The sequence below is a fragment of the Lederbergia panacisoli genome, assembly GCF_024626525.1.
Lineage (GTDB): Bacteria > Bacillota > Bacilli > Bacillales > Bacillaceae_C > Lederbergia > Lederbergia panacisoli.
In genome coordinates, this window is record NZ_JANJGU010000006.1 from 1 (window position 1) to 16660 (window position 16660).

22 protein-coding genes and 1 rRNA gene are annotated in these 16660 nt (G+C 36.9%); 9 read left to right on the top strand and 14 right to left on the bottom strand.

Annotated elements, in window-relative coordinates:
* Together NQ185_RS10030 and NQ185_RS10035 are read right to left on the bottom strand one after the other, a co-directional pair.
* Positions 1-212 (bottom strand): 16S ribosomal RNA (locus NQ185_RS10030); the annotation flags it as partial.
* Positions 213-527: 315 nt separating this feature from the next.
* Positions 528-1394 (bottom strand): nucleotidyltransferase-like protein, encoded by an 867-nt coding sequence (locus NQ185_RS10035; protein WP_257581829.1) that lies wholly within the window; start codon positions 1392-1394, stop codon positions 528-530.
* 138 nt (positions 1395-1532) lie between these two features.
* Between NQ185_RS10035 and NQ185_RS10040 the strand changes: the two genes are divergently transcribed.
* Positions 1533-1892, top strand: a complete 360-nt coding sequence (locus NQ185_RS10040) for a YgzB family protein (protein ID WP_257581551.1) — start codon at positions 1533-1535, stop codon at positions 1890-1892.
* Between the two features lie 21 nt (positions 1893-1913).
* The gene (locus NQ185_RS10045) at positions 1914-2534 is read left to right on the top strand and encodes a YesL family protein (RefSeq protein WP_257581553.1); all 621 of its coding nucleotides are present in this window, start codon (positions 1914-1916) and stop codon (positions 2532-2534) included.
* Positions 2535-2584: 50 nt separating this feature from the next.
* Here NQ185_RS10045 and perR read toward each other — a convergent pair whose 3' ends face one another.
* From perR to NQ185_RS10065, 4 genes are all read right to left on the bottom strand, one after another.
* Entirely contained in the window at positions 2585-3025 is a 441-nt protein-coding gene (gene perR / locus NQ185_RS10050; protein WP_307000669.1) for a peroxide-responsive transcriptional repressor PerR, read from the bottom strand.
* Between the two features lie 91 nt (positions 3026-3116).
* Complete coding sequence (locus tag NQ185_RS10055) at positions 3117-3662, bottom strand: cob(I)yrinic acid a,c-diamide adenosyltransferase (protein ID WP_257581560.1); 546 nt, start codon at positions 3660-3662, stop codon at positions 3117-3119.
* A gap of 214 nt (positions 3663-3876) precedes the next feature.
* Complete coding sequence (bcp, locus tag NQ185_RS10060; protein WP_257581561.1) at positions 3877-4350, bottom strand: thioredoxin-dependent thiol peroxidase; 474 nt, start codon at positions 4348-4350, stop codon at positions 3877-3879.
* A 53-nt stretch (positions 4351-4403) separates the two neighbouring features.
* Complete coding sequence (locus NQ185_RS10065) at positions 4404-4754, bottom strand: potassium channel family protein (RefSeq protein WP_307000673.1); 351 nt, start codon at positions 4752-4754, stop codon at positions 4404-4406.
* A 200-nt stretch (positions 4755-4954) separates the two neighbouring features.
* Here NQ185_RS10065 and NQ185_RS10070 point away from each other — a divergent pair, with 200 nt between their 5' ends.
* Together NQ185_RS10070 and NQ185_RS10075 are read left to right on the top strand one after the other, a co-directional pair.
* On the top strand, positions 4955-6244 hold the full coding sequence (locus NQ185_RS10070; protein ID WP_257581563.1) for a glutamate-1-semialdehyde 2,1-aminomutase: 1290 nt from the start codon (positions 4955-4957) through the stop codon (positions 6242-6244).
* Positions 6245-6268: 24 nt separating this feature from the next.
* Entirely contained in the window at positions 6269-7324 is a 1056-nt protein-coding gene (locus NQ185_RS10075) for an FUSC family protein (protein WP_257581565.1), read from the top strand.
* 35 nt (positions 7325-7359) lie between these two features.
* On the opposite strand, the gene NQ185_RS10080 is transcribed toward NQ185_RS10075, so the two are convergent.
* The 5 genes from NQ185_RS10080 to mutY all read right to left on the bottom strand — a co-directional run bounded on the left by NQ185_RS10080 (position 7360) and on the right by mutY (position 12133).
* On the bottom strand, positions 7360-9108 hold the full coding sequence (locus tag NQ185_RS10080) for an ABC transporter ATP-binding protein (protein WP_307000676.1): 1749 nt from the start codon (positions 9106-9108) through the stop codon (positions 7360-7362).
* Between the two features lie 57 nt (positions 9109-9165).
* Positions 9166-9696 carry a nucleoside tri-diphosphate phosphatase gene (gene ntdP / locus NQ185_RS10085; protein ID WP_257581566.1) on the bottom strand — a complete coding sequence of 177 codons (531 nt, stop codon included), beginning with the start codon at positions 9694-9696 and terminating at the stop codon, positions 9166-9168.
* A 249-nt stretch (positions 9697-9945) separates the two neighbouring features.
* On the bottom strand, positions 9946-10134 hold the full coding sequence (locus NQ185_RS10090; RefSeq protein ID WP_257581569.1) for a gamma-type small acid-soluble spore protein: 189 nt from the start codon (positions 10132-10134) through the stop codon (positions 9946-9948).
* Between the two features lie 77 nt (positions 10135-10211).
* Positions 10212-10961, bottom strand: a complete 750-nt coding sequence (gene fabL, locus NQ185_RS10095) for an enoyl-[acyl-carrier-protein] reductase FabL (RefSeq protein ID WP_257581570.1) — start codon at positions 10959-10961, stop codon at positions 10212-10214.
* A 62-nt stretch (positions 10962-11023) separates the two neighbouring features.
* A complete protein-coding gene (gene mutY / locus NQ185_RS10100; RefSeq protein WP_257581571.1) occupies positions 11024-12133 on the bottom strand; it encodes an A/G-specific adenine glycosylase in 1110 nt (369 codons plus the stop codon).
* 137 nt (positions 12134-12270) lie between these two features.
* Between mutY and NQ185_RS10105 the strand changes: the two genes are divergently transcribed.
* The 3 genes from NQ185_RS10105 to NQ185_RS10115 all read left to right on the top strand — a co-directional run bounded on the left by NQ185_RS10105 (position 12271) and on the right by NQ185_RS10115 (position 13730).
* On the top strand, positions 12271-13251 hold the full coding sequence (locus NQ185_RS10105; protein ID WP_257581575.1) for a metal-dependent hydrolase: 981 nt from the start codon (positions 12271-12273) through the stop codon (positions 13249-13251).
* A gap of 112 nt (positions 13252-13363) precedes the next feature.
* On the top strand, positions 13364-13534 hold the full coding sequence (locus NQ185_RS10110; protein WP_257581576.1) for a small, acid-soluble spore protein K: 171 nt from the start codon (positions 13364-13366) through the stop codon (positions 13532-13534).
* A 34-nt stretch (positions 13535-13568) separates the two neighbouring features.
* Positions 13569-13730 carry a YpzG family protein gene (locus NQ185_RS10115; RefSeq protein ID WP_257581577.1) on the top strand — a complete coding sequence of 54 codons (162 nt, stop codon included), beginning with the start codon at positions 13569-13571 and terminating at the stop codon, positions 13728-13730.
* Between the two features lie 70 nt (positions 13731-13800).
* Here the strand turns inward: NQ185_RS10115 and NQ185_RS10120 are convergent, their stop codons facing one another.
* Positions 13801-14115 carry a YfhH family protein gene (locus tag NQ185_RS10120; RefSeq protein WP_257581578.1) on the bottom strand — a complete coding sequence of 105 codons (315 nt, stop codon included), beginning with the start codon at positions 14113-14115 and terminating at the stop codon, positions 13801-13803.
* A 482-nt stretch (positions 14116-14597) separates the two neighbouring features.
* Positions 14598-15389, bottom strand: a complete 792-nt coding sequence (recX, locus tag NQ185_RS10125; RefSeq protein ID WP_257581579.1) for a recombination regulator RecX — start codon at positions 15387-15389, stop codon at positions 14598-14600.
* 107 nt (positions 15390-15496) lie between these two features.
* On the opposite strand from recX, the gene NQ185_RS10130 reads away from it, so the two are divergent.
* Together NQ185_RS10130 and NQ185_RS10135 are read left to right on the top strand one after the other, a co-directional pair.
* The gene (locus NQ185_RS10130) at positions 15497-15616 is read left to right on the top strand and encodes a YfhE family protein (protein ID WP_257581580.1); all 120 of its coding nucleotides are present in this window, start codon (positions 15497-15499) and stop codon (positions 15614-15616) included.
* Positions 15617-15659: 43 nt separating this feature from the next.
* On the top strand, positions 15660-15839 hold the full coding sequence (locus NQ185_RS10135) for a YfhD family protein (protein ID WP_257581581.1): 180 nt from the start codon (positions 15660-15662) through the stop codon (positions 15837-15839).
* Positions 15840-15945: 106 nt separating this feature from the next.
* Here the strand turns inward: NQ185_RS10135 and NQ185_RS10140 are convergent, their stop codons facing one another.
* Positions 15946-16563, bottom strand: coding sequence for an NUDIX hydrolase (locus NQ185_RS10140; RefSeq protein WP_257581582.1), 618 nt, complete (start codon positions 16561-16563; stop codon positions 15946-15948).
* Positions 16564-16660: the final 97 nt, after the last annotated feature.

A 16660-nucleotide genomic window follows, 5' to 3' on the forward strand; every position in this document is an offset into this window, starting at 1 on the left:
ATCTTTCAACCTCTCCTCATGCGAGAAAAGAAGTTATCCGGTATTAGCTCCGGTTTCCCGAAGTTATCCCAGTCTTACAGGCAGGTTGCCCACGTGTTACTCACCCGTCCGCCGCTAACTTTTGGGAGCAAGCTCCCAAAAGTCCGCTCGACTTGCATGTATTAGGCACGCCGCCAGCGTTCGTCCTGAGCCAGGATCAAACTCTCATTAAAGTAGTTTTGAAGTACAGGATGTACTAACAAAGGCGTTGCCACAGGACGTGGCGTTCTTAGCCTTTGTTCCTTAACTCTAGCTGGTCTTGCAAAATTATTTTTAACGCTTCGTTTCGTTCAGTTTTCAAAGATCAAACTTGGTCGCTTTCTGACAGCGACCTTTTTATAATATCACTTTGCGATATTAAAGTCAACCATTATTTTTTTATCGCATTTCGCTAAAATGTTTATGTCCTAGCAGCGACGTTTACTACTATAACAAGATTAATTAAACTCGTCAATAGGAAAGTTAATAAAAAATAATAAAGAATAGAATTATATTTTTATTCGATAGCATCTATGAAATAATCCATGCCCCTTTGTCTCTACTTCTACTACCTGTATGAAGTCCTTTTCAATTAAATATTCAAGTAAAAGACTAAAGTCCACTCCATAATGAACTATTTCAGGATGTTTAAATATTTCATCTATACTCCATTGATCTTGGGTTCCCATTACTTCAAGCAAATGAGCCGCTCCGTCTGATGTTCTTGAAAATATTAAGAATTCACTTGCCAAAAATAAAAGTTCTAATCTTTTTTCAATAGGCTCCTCACTTTTAATTAATTCTTCGTACAGTTTGAATATTTCCGGCTCTATTTGCTTTACTTGATTCCAAACTGTAAGTTCTGGATGAAATCCATTTTCAATTATAGAAAGTCTGCCTAAATGGTGTAATGAATGAACAATATGATTGAAGGCATCCAAATATTGACCCGTTTCGAAAAAGGCTTTCCCATCCATATATCTTCTTATTAACTTTGCAAATTCTAAACCAATTTTAATTTTCCTTCCATAGAAAGGGAAATCTTCAAGTTCGATTTTAAGTTTTTCCAAATAATCATTTCTATCGAATAAAATTTTGCCTTCATATATCCATTCAACAATTTTACGATTAGAACCAAGTAGCAGCCACTCATTAAGTTGTTGTTCAGTAACTATATGCAGTGCAGCCTTTTTGTCTTCATATTGATAATGTTTATTGTAGACCGGTTGTTCTTGTTCTTCGACAATCATCAATAAAATTACATCGAACGTATCTGTTAAGGTAGCAGCTTTATGTTTTTTTTCAATTTTAACTATACCTAGAGTGTTGTCTTGGCTTGCTCTTTCCTGATATATAGGTCTTAGGATGTCTTCCATTTTCAATTCCTCCAATGCATTTTCCTTTTTCATTTCGACAGTCATTTAAGGATTTCCTGCATGTTCAATTAATCGCCTTAATATTGCAAGATGTTTTTAGCTGATTATGATATAGTTTATTTTCGGGAGGGCTTATAGATGGGAAAAAAATATTCAAGTAAAATTAATAAAATACGTACATTCGCATTATCTCTTGTATTTATTGGATTTATTATTATGTATTTTGGGATATTCTTTAAAAATCACGTCGTAATTATGACAATTTTTATGATTTTAGGGCTTTTGGCAATAATAGCAAGTACACTTGTTTACTTTTGGATCGGGATGCTGTCCACTAAAGCTTTACAAGTTGTATGTCCTAACTGCGGTAAGCCTACAAAAATCTTAGGGCGGGTTGATATGTGCATGCATTGCCGCGAACCGCTTACAGTTGACCCTAACCTAGAAGGAAAAGAATTTGATGAAGATTATAATAAGAAAAGAATCGAAAAAGAATAATCTATATTATTGGTGAGATAAATGAACATTTTAAATAGTAGATTATATAGCATACTTGAAGTTTTATCATTTTTCTTCTTATTAAACATTCTGTGGTTTACGATGTGCCTACCAATCGTCACCATTTTTCCAGCTACGGCTGCAATGGTCGCAGTAATCAGGCAATGGGTAATGAAAAAAGATACTGCTATATTAATACCCTTTTTCCGTTTTTTCAAAGAAAATTTCAAGCAGAGTTTTATATTAGGAATCATTTTCTTTGTTTTTGCTAGTATTTTTTACATTGATTTTATGTTAGTTAACACATTCAATCCAAAATTACATATTTTTTTATTTGCATCTTTGTTTTTGTTAGGACTAATCGCCACGTTCACATTAATTTATGTTTTTCCCATGATGGCCCATTATAGGCTATCTATATGGCAGCTTATTAAAAATTCATTTTTCTTTTCGGTTAGGTATATCCTTTCAACTGTTCTATGTATTTTAATTTTAATAACAATGGGCTACTTGCTTTTCCTTATTCCCGTTTTCTTTTTGATTATCTTCAGTTTTACCGCATATCTTATTTTTGCTATTTGTTACGGTAAATTCCGCAAAGAAGAGGAATTGGCTGCAGAATCAAATGGGAAGGAAAAATAAATAAGCAAGCAACCGTATTCCGGTTGCTTGCTTATTTTAATTGTGCTGTGTTAATGACTTCCTTTATCACATTCAGGGCATATACCATATATCTCCATCCGGTGATGCCCCACCTTAAACCCAGTGACGTGGGACGCAAGTTGTTCTACTTCATCTAGTCCTGGATAATGGAAATCAACTATTTTCCCACAATTATCGCATATAATATGATAGTGATCTGAAGTTACAAAATCAAATCTGCTGGAAGCATCTCCATAAGTAAGTTCCTTAACTAATCCGGCTTCGCGAAATACACGCAAGTTATTATAGACAGTGGCCACGCTCATGTTTGGAAATTTATCTTCAAGTGATTTATATATGTCATCTGCCGTTGGATGCGACATTGAATGAATCAAATATTCCAAAATCGCATGACGTTGAGGTGTAATTCGGACTCCCGTCTCTTTCAATGTATGGATTGCTTCTTTTAATTGAATATCTGACACCGCCATGCACCTCTTTTCTAAAGTAAAATTCATTATCTAATAGTAATTCTTATAAAGAGTGTACTAATAAATCGGTTTCTTTGTCAATGATTTCTCCTTATTCATGGAGCTTTAATTCTACCACACCAAGCTTTTGATTAATAAATCGGGCAGCTACAAAAAGGAAGTCCGAAAGTCTGTTCAAATATGAGAGCACTAAATGATTAACATTGTCAATTGAGACAGTAATTCTTTCGGCCCTTCTGATAATAGTTCTCGCTAAGTGAAGAGAAGCTCCCGCTGGATGACCGCCCGGAAGGATAAAATTTCTCAAAGGGGGTAAACCCCCATCTAATTGATCAATCATTTTTTCCAAATCTTCAATTTCTGTTGCTTGCAGCATCCATTTCACTTCTTTTCCAGCTGGTGTAGATAATTCATTTCCAACATGAAAAAGGGTTGTTTGGACTTTATGTAAAAATGAATATAATTCTTTAATTTCGGAGTTTTCGATATCGGTTAAATGGCTTAGAGCAAGACCTATCATAGAATTTGCTTCATCACAAGTTCCATAAGCATCCACCCGAATATCACTTTTTGATACCCTTTCACCATAGACTAATGAAGTTGTACCTTTATCACCTGATTTAGTATATATTTTCAAAATAGCCCCTCCATTACAATCAAGTATATGTATATATATTATCATTAATGAAGATTTAATTCTCAATTATGATTTTTGCATAAAAAAATAGGGCTGTTATTAACAACCCACAATTTTTTTCCTATTGAGGAGGTATGCCCTAATATACATTATGCAGGTAGCCATTTTTAGAATGGACAACAGCCAAGATCTGAAAGAAATAGGCAAATATTTTTTATGCCAATTCCTCTTTCACAAACTGAAGTGCCTCTTCAACATGTCCCTGTACCTTTACTTTTCTCCATTCTTTTACAAGGATGCCTTCTTTATTGATAATAAAGGTTGAGCGTTCAATTCCCATATATTCGTTTCCGAACATTGATTTCAATTTCCATACTCCATATTTTTCAGCAACTTCGTGATTTTCATCAACAAGCAACAAAAATGGCAGATTATATTTATCGATAAACTTCTCATGTTTTGCCAAAGGATCTGGGCTCACCCCTAAAATAACCACATCCAAATCAGAAAAATCTTTATGGAAATCTCTGAAGTCACAAGCTTGTGTCGTACATCCTGGCGTCATATCCTTTGGATAGAAATAAAGAACTACATGACTTTTCCCATGATAGTCTGCAAGCGATACTTGTTCTCCATTACTTGCGGGTAATGTAAAATCCGGAGCTAGGTCGTTTAATTTATACGTCATGATTTTCACCTCCGATTCATACTTATTATATCTAGCCTATCAGATTCCTTCATTTATTTCCGACTCCGAGGTTCATATTCTATAAAAGAACGCACAACAAAAGCAGCGGGGATAGTATATCCGAGAAGAGCTTCAACCATGACAAGCAAACGCCCCAATCCTACCGGAACAACGTCACCATACCCAACTGAAAAAAGTGTAATCGCACTTAAATACAATGATGTACCAAGCCGTTCATTCCAACTTTTATATTGAACAATGGTCGAATCAATAATGATTGTCATCCCTTTAAGCTCAAGCAATAAAAAAAGGAGACCAAAGCCTATCATAATAATTGCATATGTGCACCCGAGGAAGGCAAAGTTTTCAAAAGATACTTGTTTGAATTTAAATCGATCAGGCAAAAACAATATTCTTAGCGCCATAAGTATACAAATAATGACTGCAAAAAAGATGATGTACCAAATAAGAAATCACCTCTTTATTTCTTGTCCATTTATTTTACGTAAAGCAGTTTGCACATAGACCAAGCATGCCAATAATTGCACAGAATTCGTTGAACGACTACAATGAATAGAAGCTTATAGTATAAGGAGAGGCAGTTATGAAATTTTCACAGTCAGATGAATTACATAAGGAAGCATTAGAACATATTGTCGGGGGCGTAAATAGCCCATCGCGGTCTTATAAAGCAGTGGGAGGCGGCTCCCCCGTAACGATGGAAAAGGGAAAAGGCGCCTATTTATACGATGTTGATGGAAATCGCTATATAGATTATTTAGCAGCTTATGGCCCAATTATTACCGGTCATGCGCATCCACATATTACTGAAGCAATTAAGCAGGCAGCCGAAACAGGGGTATTATACGGAACACCAACTCCACATGAGGTAAAATTCGCCAAAATGATTAAAGAAGCAATCCCTTCTCTCGATAAGGTGCGTTTCGTCAATTCCGGAACCGAAGCTGTTATGACAACCATTCGCGTAGCAAGAGCTTATACAGGCAGAGATAAAATCCTGAAATTTGCTGGATGTTATCATGGACATTCAGATTTGGTATTGGTCGCCGCCGGTTCTGGTCCTTCTCAGCTTGGCATGCCCGATTCTGCCGGTGTGCCTGAAAGTATTGCAAAGGAAGTCATTACGGTTCCTTTTAATGATTTCGAAACTTTCGAAGAAGCAATGAATAAATGGGGTAGTGAAATTGCGGCAGTTTTAGCAGAACCTATTGTAGGGAATTTCGGAATTGTTGAACCTCTTCCAGGTTATCTTGAAAAGGTTAAGGAAATGACACACGCAAAAGGAGCATTGCTCATATTTGACGAAGTCATTACCGCATTCCGTTTTATGTACGGAGGAGCACAAAATTTACTTGGGATTACACCTGATTTAACAGCTCTCGGAAAAATTATTGGAGGCGGACTTCCAATCGGTGCTTACGGAGGCCGTAAAGAAGTTATGGAAAAGGTAGCTCCTCTCGGACCCGCTTACCAAGCTGGAACAATGGCGGGCAATCCAGCATCGATGCTTTCTGGTATTGCTTGCCTTGAAGTTCTTCAGGAACCAGGAATATATGAAAGACTTGATAAATTAGGAGCCATGTTGGAAGAAGGAATATTGAATGCAGCTAAAAAATATAATGCCCCGATTACGATTAACCGCTTAAAAGGAGCATTAACCATTTATTTTACAAAAGAAAAAGTGATAAACTACGAACAAGCTGAAGCAACTGATGGAGAATTATTTGCGTCATTTTTCAAAAAGATGCTACATCAAGGCATTAACTTAGCTCCTTCAAAATACGAAGCTTGGTTTATTACAACCGCCCATTCTGAAGAAGACATTATAGAAACAATACAAGCAGTTGAACATGCCTTGAAAGAAATGAAATAGGTTTTAGGAAAGGAATTTATAATCATGAAGCTTGGTGCCCGCATGCTTAAAACGGGAATAGCCATTATTTTAGCGCTTTATGTTGCAGAGCTTCTCCATATCCCGGCGCCAGTATTTGCCGGGATTGCAGCTATTTTTGCTATACAACCGACTATCTATCGTTCATATTTATCCGTATTGGAACAAATACAAGGCAATATTATTGGGGCGATCCTTGCCATTGTTTTTGTATTAACATTTGGAAATCACTTTTTAATTATTGGTTTTGCTGCTATCATCGCCATTATCATTATGGTTAAATTAAAATTGGAGAACGCAATACGACTTGCTCTTGTTACCATTATTGCCGTCATGTCGGCTCCTACTGAAGATTTCCTTCAATTTTCGGTTATTCGGTCATCTACTATTTTACTTGGAATCTTGTCTTCTTTTGCAGTCAATCTCGTCTTTTTGCCTCCAAAATATGAAACGAAGCTTTTTCAAGGAATTTCTGACGTTTCTGAAGATATTATTAAATGGATGCGGCTTTCAACAAGATTTGCGTCAGAAGATCGACTCCTAAAAAAAGAGCTTGGTACAATGAAGGATAGAATTGGCGGCAATAATCAATTATATTCCATGTATAAAGAAGAACGCAGATATTTTAAAAAAAGTGAGTATTCCAATGCTCGTAAGCTTGTCATATATAGACAGATGATCCAAGTCAATCAAAAAAGCTTTGATCTTTTAAAGCTTCAACATCGTTATAAAAATATTTTGTTTGAACTTCCTAGCGCTTTACAAAACAGCACACGTGAAAAACTTGATTATTTATTAAGTTATCATGAACAACTGCTGCAAAAATTCATAGGGCGAGTCCCTCAAGAATTTGAACTTTTTAATGAAAATATTTTTAACAGAGAACAATTGATGAATGCATTTTTAAAAGAAATTAAAAATAATGAAGTGGAAGATGAATTTCAACCTTTTCATTTAATGCATATTCTTTCGGCGATTGTTGAATATGAGGAACAACTTGAGCATTTAGATAAAGTGATTCGCATATATCAAAAATATCATCATAATAATAAAAAGCTCTGAGGCAGACATTCTCCTCAGAGCTTTCCTATTAATCTCTAATTATCTAATTGCTGCACTTGGAATAGCTGATAATATTTTCCTTGCTTTACCATTAATTCCTCATGTGTTCCTACTTCAGCAATTTCCCCATGTTCAATTAAGACTATTCTATCTGCATGGGTAATGGTCGAAAGTCTATGGGCGATGATTAATGTTGTCCTATCTTTGGCAAGCTTCTCTAGCGCACCTTGGATAAGGTGCTCACTTTCCAGATCAAGAGCAGATGTAGCTTCGTCCAAAATGAGGATCGGCGGGTTTTTCAAAAACACGCGTGCAATCGCTACTCGTTGTTTCTGTCCTCCCGATAGCTTCACCCCACGCTCACCGACTTTAGTGTCATAGCCATAAGGCAAATCCATAATGAAATCATGCGCATTTGCCGCATCAGCCGCCAAACGGACTTCCTCATCAGAACCGTCGGGTTTTCCAAGCAGTATATTTGATTTGACTGAGTCGCTAAATAAAATATTATCTTGAAGAACCATACCAATTTTATCGCGGAGACTGCGAACTTTAAATTTCCGAATATCGATCCCATCCAAAAGTACTCGTCCGTCGCTCACATCATAAAATCTTGGGATAAGACTAACGAGTGAGGATTTCCCGCCTCCACTCATACCAACAAATGCGATCGTTTCCCCAGCTTTTACATCAAGATTGATATTACGTAAAATCGGTGCCTCTTTTTCATCGTAAGCAAATGATACATTTTCTAACTTAATATTTCCTACAACATTTTTTAATTCAATGGCATCAGGAGCATCGTCAATATCATACTTCTCATCTATTAGCCCAAATACCCGATCCATTGATGCAATTGATTGTGTAAGTGTTGTAGATGAATTTACGAGTCGCCTCAATGGATTATATAATCGTTCCACATAACCCATAAATGCAACTAACGTACCAATCGAAAGATTTCCGTATATAACTTGATATCCTGCATACGTAATGACGATAAGCGGTGCGACGTCCGTAATCGTATTGACGACGGAAAAAGCCTTCGCCGTCCAACTAGTATGGGTCAATGCTTTATCGAGGAAATTTGCATTGTTTTTATCAAATTGTTTTTGCTCGTGATCCTCAATCGCAAAGCTTTTAATGATTGACATTCCTGCCACACGTTCATGTAAATAGCTTTGGACTTCTGCAAGAGCTTGTGAACGAGCACGAGTTAATTTTCGCAAGTTCCCGAAAAAATAACGAACTGAAAGCATATATAGTGGAAATACAGCGAGTGATACGAATGTAAGTGGTACATCAAGTGTAATCATGATGGCAATGGCAATAATGACAGTTGCAACATCAAGCCATAAATTCATCAAACCTGTAATGACAAAATCCTTCGTCTGCTCTACATCGTTTATAATTCTGGATATTACTTCACCAGCACGAGTATTTGAATAAAACTTAAAACTTAATTTTTGTATATGTGTAAACATCCGATCGCGTATATCGTACAAAATTTTGCTTGCTGTCCACTGGGCAAAATATTGGCGGTAATATTCAACGGGAGGTCTCACCACTACGAACAATAAAAGCATCGCACCCATTGTCATTAATAATTTTGATGTTTTTTCATCCGCCGATAATTCATTCGCGCCAATCACATCGTCAATCACATATTTCATTAATAATGGAATTAAGAGAGGTATCGCAAATTTAATGATCCCTATCATTAATGTTCCAACAATTCTCCATTTATATGGTTTTACAAAATGCAAGTATCTTCTAATAATACCCAAATTAAAAAATCCTCCTTAAACAATAAATAAAACCTGTTGAAATTGATCAACAGGCCATTAGCTGCGATACATCAAATATCGATCATACCACGTATCAATAAAATCCGGAGAAAACGGACCTTTCCGCTGTCTAATCCACCTTACTAATTTATCCACATTTCTTTTTAAAATATGATCAATTACATCTGGATATCCCATTTGCATCCTATGGTATTCGTATTCATCTTCATCAAGAAGAGTAAACGTCATATCCGGGTAAACTTTTACATCCAAATCATAATCTATATATTTTAAGGCCTCATGATCATATACATACGGGGATCCAAGGTTGCAATAGTAATAAATGCCGTCTTCCCGAATCATCGCGATAATATTAAACCAAATATCGGTATGGAAATAACAAATCGCGGGTTCCCGTGTAATCCACGTTCTGCCATCTGACTCAGTCACTAAAGTGCGATCATTTGCACCAATGACGAGATGCTTTGTCGCTTTTAAAATTTTTGTTTCATCCCAAATCCGGTGTATATGTCCATTATGCTTATAACTATGGATTTGTATGTTATCGCCTTCAATGGGAATACCCATCTTTTCCCCTACTTTCTACAGAAAAGCGCAAGCGCCCGTTTAGCGATGTACAAACTTTTTAAGCTTTTGACAAAATAAAGGAAAGTTTGCTAGTCGCTGGGGCTAGACACAATTGTAATCCGAACACCCTTTTAATGACTTTTTATTATTATAACGTTCTTTACCCGTTTTTAAAACAAATGAGTTTCAACCCATAAAAAAATAAGGATCCAACCTTCACCATTAGAAAGTTAGATCCTTATTATTTCATTACTGTTGGCCGAAATTGCCTGAGTTTTGGGATTTTTTTGCTTCCGCTTGTTGGTTTTGCTTTCTTACTTGTTGTGCATCAGTTTCGCTTCCAAACTCAGTACCAAAATTACCCTGTCCAGTAGCTGATTGTGCGTTTTGTTGTCTTACTTTTTGAACGTTAGTTCCAGATTGTTGCGGTTTTTTCATTTTTCTCACCTCCACGTTTGTTAATGTAACCAGAGGGTGAGAATGTTATCCAAAAAAAATTATTTTTAATAAAAATCTTACACTAGAATAGAGCGACCACCGTCTACAATGATTGTCTGTCCCCTGATCATGGAAGCATCTTCGGAAACGAGGAACATAATTGTTTTTACAATATCGTCAATTTCCACCATTCGTCCAGCTGGTGTATTCTTTCTTGCATCTTCAAGCAATTCTTCACGATTTGGAAAATGCTTCAACGCATCCGTATCAATAGCCCCGCCAGAAACGGCATTAACAACAATATTTTTCGAAGATAATTCCACAGCTAAATAACGTGTTAAAGCCTCCACAGCCGCTTTGGATACGCCAACTGTTGTATAGTTTTCCAAATAGCGTATGGAACCGAGTGAGCTCAGACTGACAATTTTTCCGCCGCCATTTCTGTCCATAAGCTTTGCCGCCTCTTGAGCGCAAAATAATAATGCCTTGCTATTAATGTTCATTGTCCAATCCCAATGTGATTCTTCGAGCTCCATAGCTGGCCTTAATACTCCGGAAGCTGCATTATTGATAAGGACATCCAGGCGTCCAAATTCGTTGTCAATTTCAGTAAACATATTCTTAATCTTTTCAACATCCCCCACATTTGCACGGACAAGGAATGCCTTTCTTCCAAGCTTCTCAATTTCCTCGACTGTTTCAAGTGCAGCTTTTTTGCTTCGGGCATAATTGACGACAATATCATAACCGTCTTTTGCCAATGCAATTGCGGCAGCTTTCCCTACTCCTCTGCTGCTGCCCGTTACAAGTGCCACTTTATTACTCATTAAAAATCCACCTTTCAAATTCAATATGTCTATTTTACCTTTGTAATGAAGATTGAACAATTTTACAGATTGTTTTTTTCCTTATATGTTTTCCAAATCGTTTGATGAGAAACCGGAAATGCATATTCCTCCAATTCTTCTTTTGTTACAAGAAGATAATTGCTAACATCCTCCATTATATCATCCGCAATCGTTCCAGCATAAACGTTGATAGTCCAAGTTAAATGTGAGAAAACATGATCCACTTTAGCAAATGAGCCCGTTTCGAGCCGGGCTTTAATTTTCAATTCATTTTTCAAATAAGTAGATAAAGTAGATCTCATTGGTGAAAAGCTCCCATCCTCAATTGTTGGAAACTCCCATAAATTTGCGAGCAATCCTTTACTAGGTCGCTTACGAATTAAATATCGTCGTCCATTATTAGTTTTTAAAACAGCCGTTAGCAAATCCACATGCTTCGTAGACTTTTTACGTGTTTTTACAGGCAAATCTTTTTCAACTCCTGCCGAAAAAGCTTGGCAATGCTCCCTCACAGGGCATAATAAACATGAGGGAGAAGTTGGGGTGCATATAAGCGCTCCAAGCTCCATTAATGCTTGATTAAAATACGATGGATGTTCACGATCGATAATTTCCCTGACGGCCTCTTCAAAAATTTTACGTGTTGCTGGTTTGGCAATGTCATTATAAATGAGCAAAATTCTAGAAAGAACCCGCATGACATTTCCGTCTACAGCTGGTTCTGGCACGCCATATGCTATGCTTAATACAGCCCCAGCTGTATATGGGCCGACACCTTTTAATTTTGATATATCCCTTAATGAATCTGGAACCTTTCCACCGTAATGATTGACAACTTCTTTTACTGCCGAATGTAGATTTCTTACTCGTGAATAATATCCGAGTCCTTCCCAAATTTTAAGTACAGATTCATCATCTGCATCAGCAAATGCCTCAATAGTAGGAAACTTTTTGAGAAATCGTTCATAATAAGGTATAACGGTGTCAACTCTCGTTTGCTGAAGCATGATTTCCGAAACCCAAACCTTGTAGGGATCGGAATCTTTTCTCCACGGGAGGTCACGCTGCTCACGGATAAACCATTGTATTAAATCCTTTTGAAATTTATTTATTTCCATTTCTTTTAAATTGCGTTGAATTTGTTCATTCATTTCATATCACCCTGATGTTAATCAATAAGAATTTTAGGGAATAACTAATATAATCTTAATAATTGCAAATGAAACATTTAAAAAATATGATGGTAAATATACTATTTACAGCCATCCCTTCTCGAGGAGGATTTAGATTGGATACAGCTACTCACGTCGTTATGGGAATCGCGATCGGCGGACTCGCCACTCTTGATCCAGTAGTGGCTGAAAGTACAGTTAATAGTAACAGTGTACTTGTTGCGGCCATTATTGGATCACAGATACCTGATATTGATACTTTTTTAAAATTGCGCAATAATGCGGTTTATTTACGAAATCATAGAGGGGTTACACACTCGATACCCGCTGTTTTACTTTGGCCGATTGTTGTGACTGCCTTTGTCAGCTTATTTTTCCCGGAAGCCAATATGCTCCATTTATGGATTTGGTCTTTCATTGCCGTCTTCCTACACGTTTTTGTCGATATCTTTAATGCGTATGGAACACAAGCGCTTAGACCATTCTCCGCTAAATGGGTAGCGTTTGGAATTATTAATACGTTTGATCCGATTATTTTCAGTATACACGTTCTTGGTATTATCCTTTGGATATTTGGAGCACCTCCAGGATATACCTTTTTAAGCATGTATATTGTGATCATTCTATATTATCTTCTACGATTTATCATGCAAAGAACGGTTCGGTCGGCATTACTCAAAACAATACCTGATGCAGAAGAAATTATTATTGCACCAACGATGAGCTTCAATCAATGGCGACTCGCGATTACATCGAAAGACAGTTTTTATGTAGGGCGTGCATTTAAACGATCGATTACAATTTTTGATAAATTTAAACGAATACCCGTTCCCGATTCCCCAATCATTCAAGCTGCAAGTAAAGATAAAAATATTTCAGCATTTTTGTCCTTCTCGCCGGTCTATCGCTGGGAAATTGGAGAATTTGATCGTTATTATGAAGTTCGATACATTGATTTGCGTTATCGAAGCAATGGACATTATCCGTTTGTAGCAATCGTTCAGCTTGATTTAAATCTAGACGTCATCGCTTCTTATACTGGCTGGATTTATAGTGAGGAAAAATTAAGGAAAAAATTAAATATCGTGACAGAATAACTCCATGTAAAGCTCCATGGAGTTTTTCGTTATTTCCTCATAATTTCGGCATATAAAAACCATAATATAAAGGCGGGACGGTTTTTCTCGCTTTGTAAAGGAGGCTTCTCATATGGTACGCAACAAAGCAAAAGATTTCCCTTACAAAAACGATAACAAATTCGAGGGAGAGCCACGTGCAAAACCAGAATTTGCTTCCAAACGTGCGAATGGCACAACGAACACAAATCCTCAAGAAAGAATGCGTGCTTCCGGCGCTCGGGAAGATGAAGACCCAAGCTAATCCCATGATGGGACTACAATGAAGGGGGATAATCATGAATAACAATGAGAATTCTCACCTAAATAGACAACTTAGTCCATTTAATCGTGCCCATTATAATCCAAAAAGAATGTTCAACCAGGTTAATGGGCAAACAGAACAATCTCAACAACAAATTATCCTTGAGAATATGGTAGTCCAATATCAAAAAAGATAGCAGTCATAATTGGTCGGCGGAGAATTTTCCCGCTGACCTTTTTATAAAAATATGGACTCTTGGACCTCATCTATTTTAATAAAGAAATGGGAAGAGCTTCTTCTTTTCCTGATCCATTTAATCGATATCCCCATGCAAAAACGCCTTTTAAATAATCAACTTTGAAGTATGTACCAGGAGCCCCTTCAACTGCATATATTTCGCCAGGTTTAAAATCAGCAGGATCCAATAAATACGCCTGCGCCATAACAGCCTTTCTTTCCATCACCGCAAACTCATTTACAATCCCTAATTGCTCAGCTTTACGAGCCTTCTCTTTTAATTGAGCAATCTCTTGTTTAAGCTCTATTTCCGTCATTTGACTGTATCTTTTTTCTTTTTCCATGATCGTTACCACCTTGTGTTCAATGTTGTAAAGTTTTCTTTAGTAGGATTGTTTTCTAATCGTGAATTTTTCTTGTATAAAGCATTTCAATGGGACTGTGAGTGTGCTTTTTTCATTGGCCCGGGCACTTTAAACTGTTCAATCGGACAGAACAAGTGCTTTTTTCGTTGACATGGGCACATTGAAGTCGCCATCGTGACTTGCCCGATGCTTTTTTCACTTACACGGGCACATTGAAGTCGCCATCGTGACCTGCCCGATGCTTTTTTCGCTTACACGGGCACATTGAAGCCGTCATCGTGACCTGGCCGATGCTTTTTTCGTTGACATGGGCACAATGAAGTCGCCATCGTGACCTGGCCGATGCTTTTTTCGCTTACACGGGCACATTGAAACCTCTATCTTGACCTGGCTGACGACTTTTTCTTGGACACGCACATTGAGAATGTAAAGACTCTTCTTGATAATTTCATAAAAATTCCCTAATCATGTTCATTCAAGTATCGTTCAATTAGTTCAATCGGAAAACCCTTACGATATAAGGCTTGTTTCATTTTTTGCTTATATTCAAAGCCGGTGAATTTTTTATATCTCCTATGTGCCTTATCACCTTGTGCTTGCAGGGCATTCCATTCATCATCGTCGTCCTTTTCATATTCAATTTCTTCTATTGCAACTGAAATAATGTTAAAAGGGAAACCTTTTGTCATTAAAAACTGTTCAATCTTTTGTTTAAGAAATGTTTCCGAAAGATTGTTATTTTGACTGGCAAGTTTATTTCCAAGCTGGATGGCATGCTCAATTTGTTTCTCCTCACTATACTCATCCATTGCCTTTTCAATAAACAACTCTTTTATTCCCTTTTGCTTCAATTCCTGCTTAATAGTTAAAGGACCTTTTTTTCCTCCATTTACTTGAGTACGAACATAAGCAGCTGCGAATTCTAAATCGTCAACGTATTTCCGTTCGACTAATTTCATTAAAACGGCTTGAATGACAGGCTCGTCCCATTCCTTTTTCTTTAAATGCTGACGGATTTCATCTTCTGACCTCATTCTGTATGATAAAAAGTTGATTGCTGCATTCAATGCTTTCCTTATTTCGTCTTCATATTGAATTTGGGTAATATCGAACTCGGTCAATTCCTTACCCTTCACCAAATGATAGCGAATCAGAACTTCCTCATCGACGCCAAATGCAAACTTTTCATCTAAATAAATATTATAACGATCAGGACTATTTTTTTGCGTAGTAATTTTCGTGATGATAGGCATTATACATCATCCTCTTATAAACAGGTATTAAAGTCATTTTATCATATTATCTTCTTTGTATGTTTGAGCAGTGAATGGGCAAAACATAAAGGGAGGAGGTGAGTGGGATGAGTAAGCGAAAAGAAATGGAAACGAAAAGTACACTTTCGGCCACGCAGGAAGTGCTTTATAGTAGAGAATTTAAGCGGGCGGATAAAGCTGGCGGATACGCGAATGAGCGAAAATAAAATAAAATAAAAAATACATAGCCATTAAAGGAGGACAAATTACATGGGACGTGACGATAGACGAAGTGCTCGAGATAAGAATAAGCAAAAATTACCGCAAGTTCCGCAAAACATGAAATCTGATGGTCTCGATGTTGAGTTTTCAGAAGAACTTGCTGATCATGATGATAAGGTTGCTCAGGAAAGATCAAAAGCTGCTGATAAGAGGGCGAAACGAAAATAAAAACAACACTGGGAGGGGGAGAAATTCTGCCCTCCCGATTTTTAAAAACGTATCACCTTTTTACAAATAATTGCCTGATATCCTCTGTTCCAGCTACTCCTTTTAATTAATCCAAAACAACCTGTTTATAAGGATTTTTTAAAAATTCAAACAGCATTTTTATCTGCGATTCCGTATTTCTATTCAATGAAAGCGGCGGTAAGTCATTATCTAAAAAAAATTGGACATCATTCGTTTCAAGACCATTGTTTGCTTCCCCACCTATGATTTCACAATGGATAAATATTTTATAATAATGGTATGGTTGTGGCGGATGGGGATGTTGATTGGAATCTAACAATGCGAGCAGCCTCACAACTCGGACATCAAAACCGGATTCTTCCTTTATCTCTTTTACAATATTTTCTGATGGAGAGAATCCAATATCACAAAACCCACCCGGCAACGACCATTTATCGTCGTAATTTTCCCTTACCATCAAAATTTTTCCATCTTTGAATACAGCGCCGCGTATATCAACTTTTGGAGTTTGATAACCGGTTTCGTTTGTAAATAATTCTTTTATTTTATCCAACTCTAAATTAGTATGTACTGCCATAATTTCGGCACTAATATTTCGTAATTCTTCAAAACGTTCAATATCATAAATATCCTTTGAAAATTCCAGTCCTGCTTGGGCTAAAGCTTGTATCCTCTTGGCCCAAGCGAGCCATTGATAATTCATTTATAACACCCTTTACAGACAAGTTTATTCTTACCTTGCTCCCATCATAACACAATGTGCATTTTCCCTTTCCATAAAAAAACAAAAACAGGAGAGC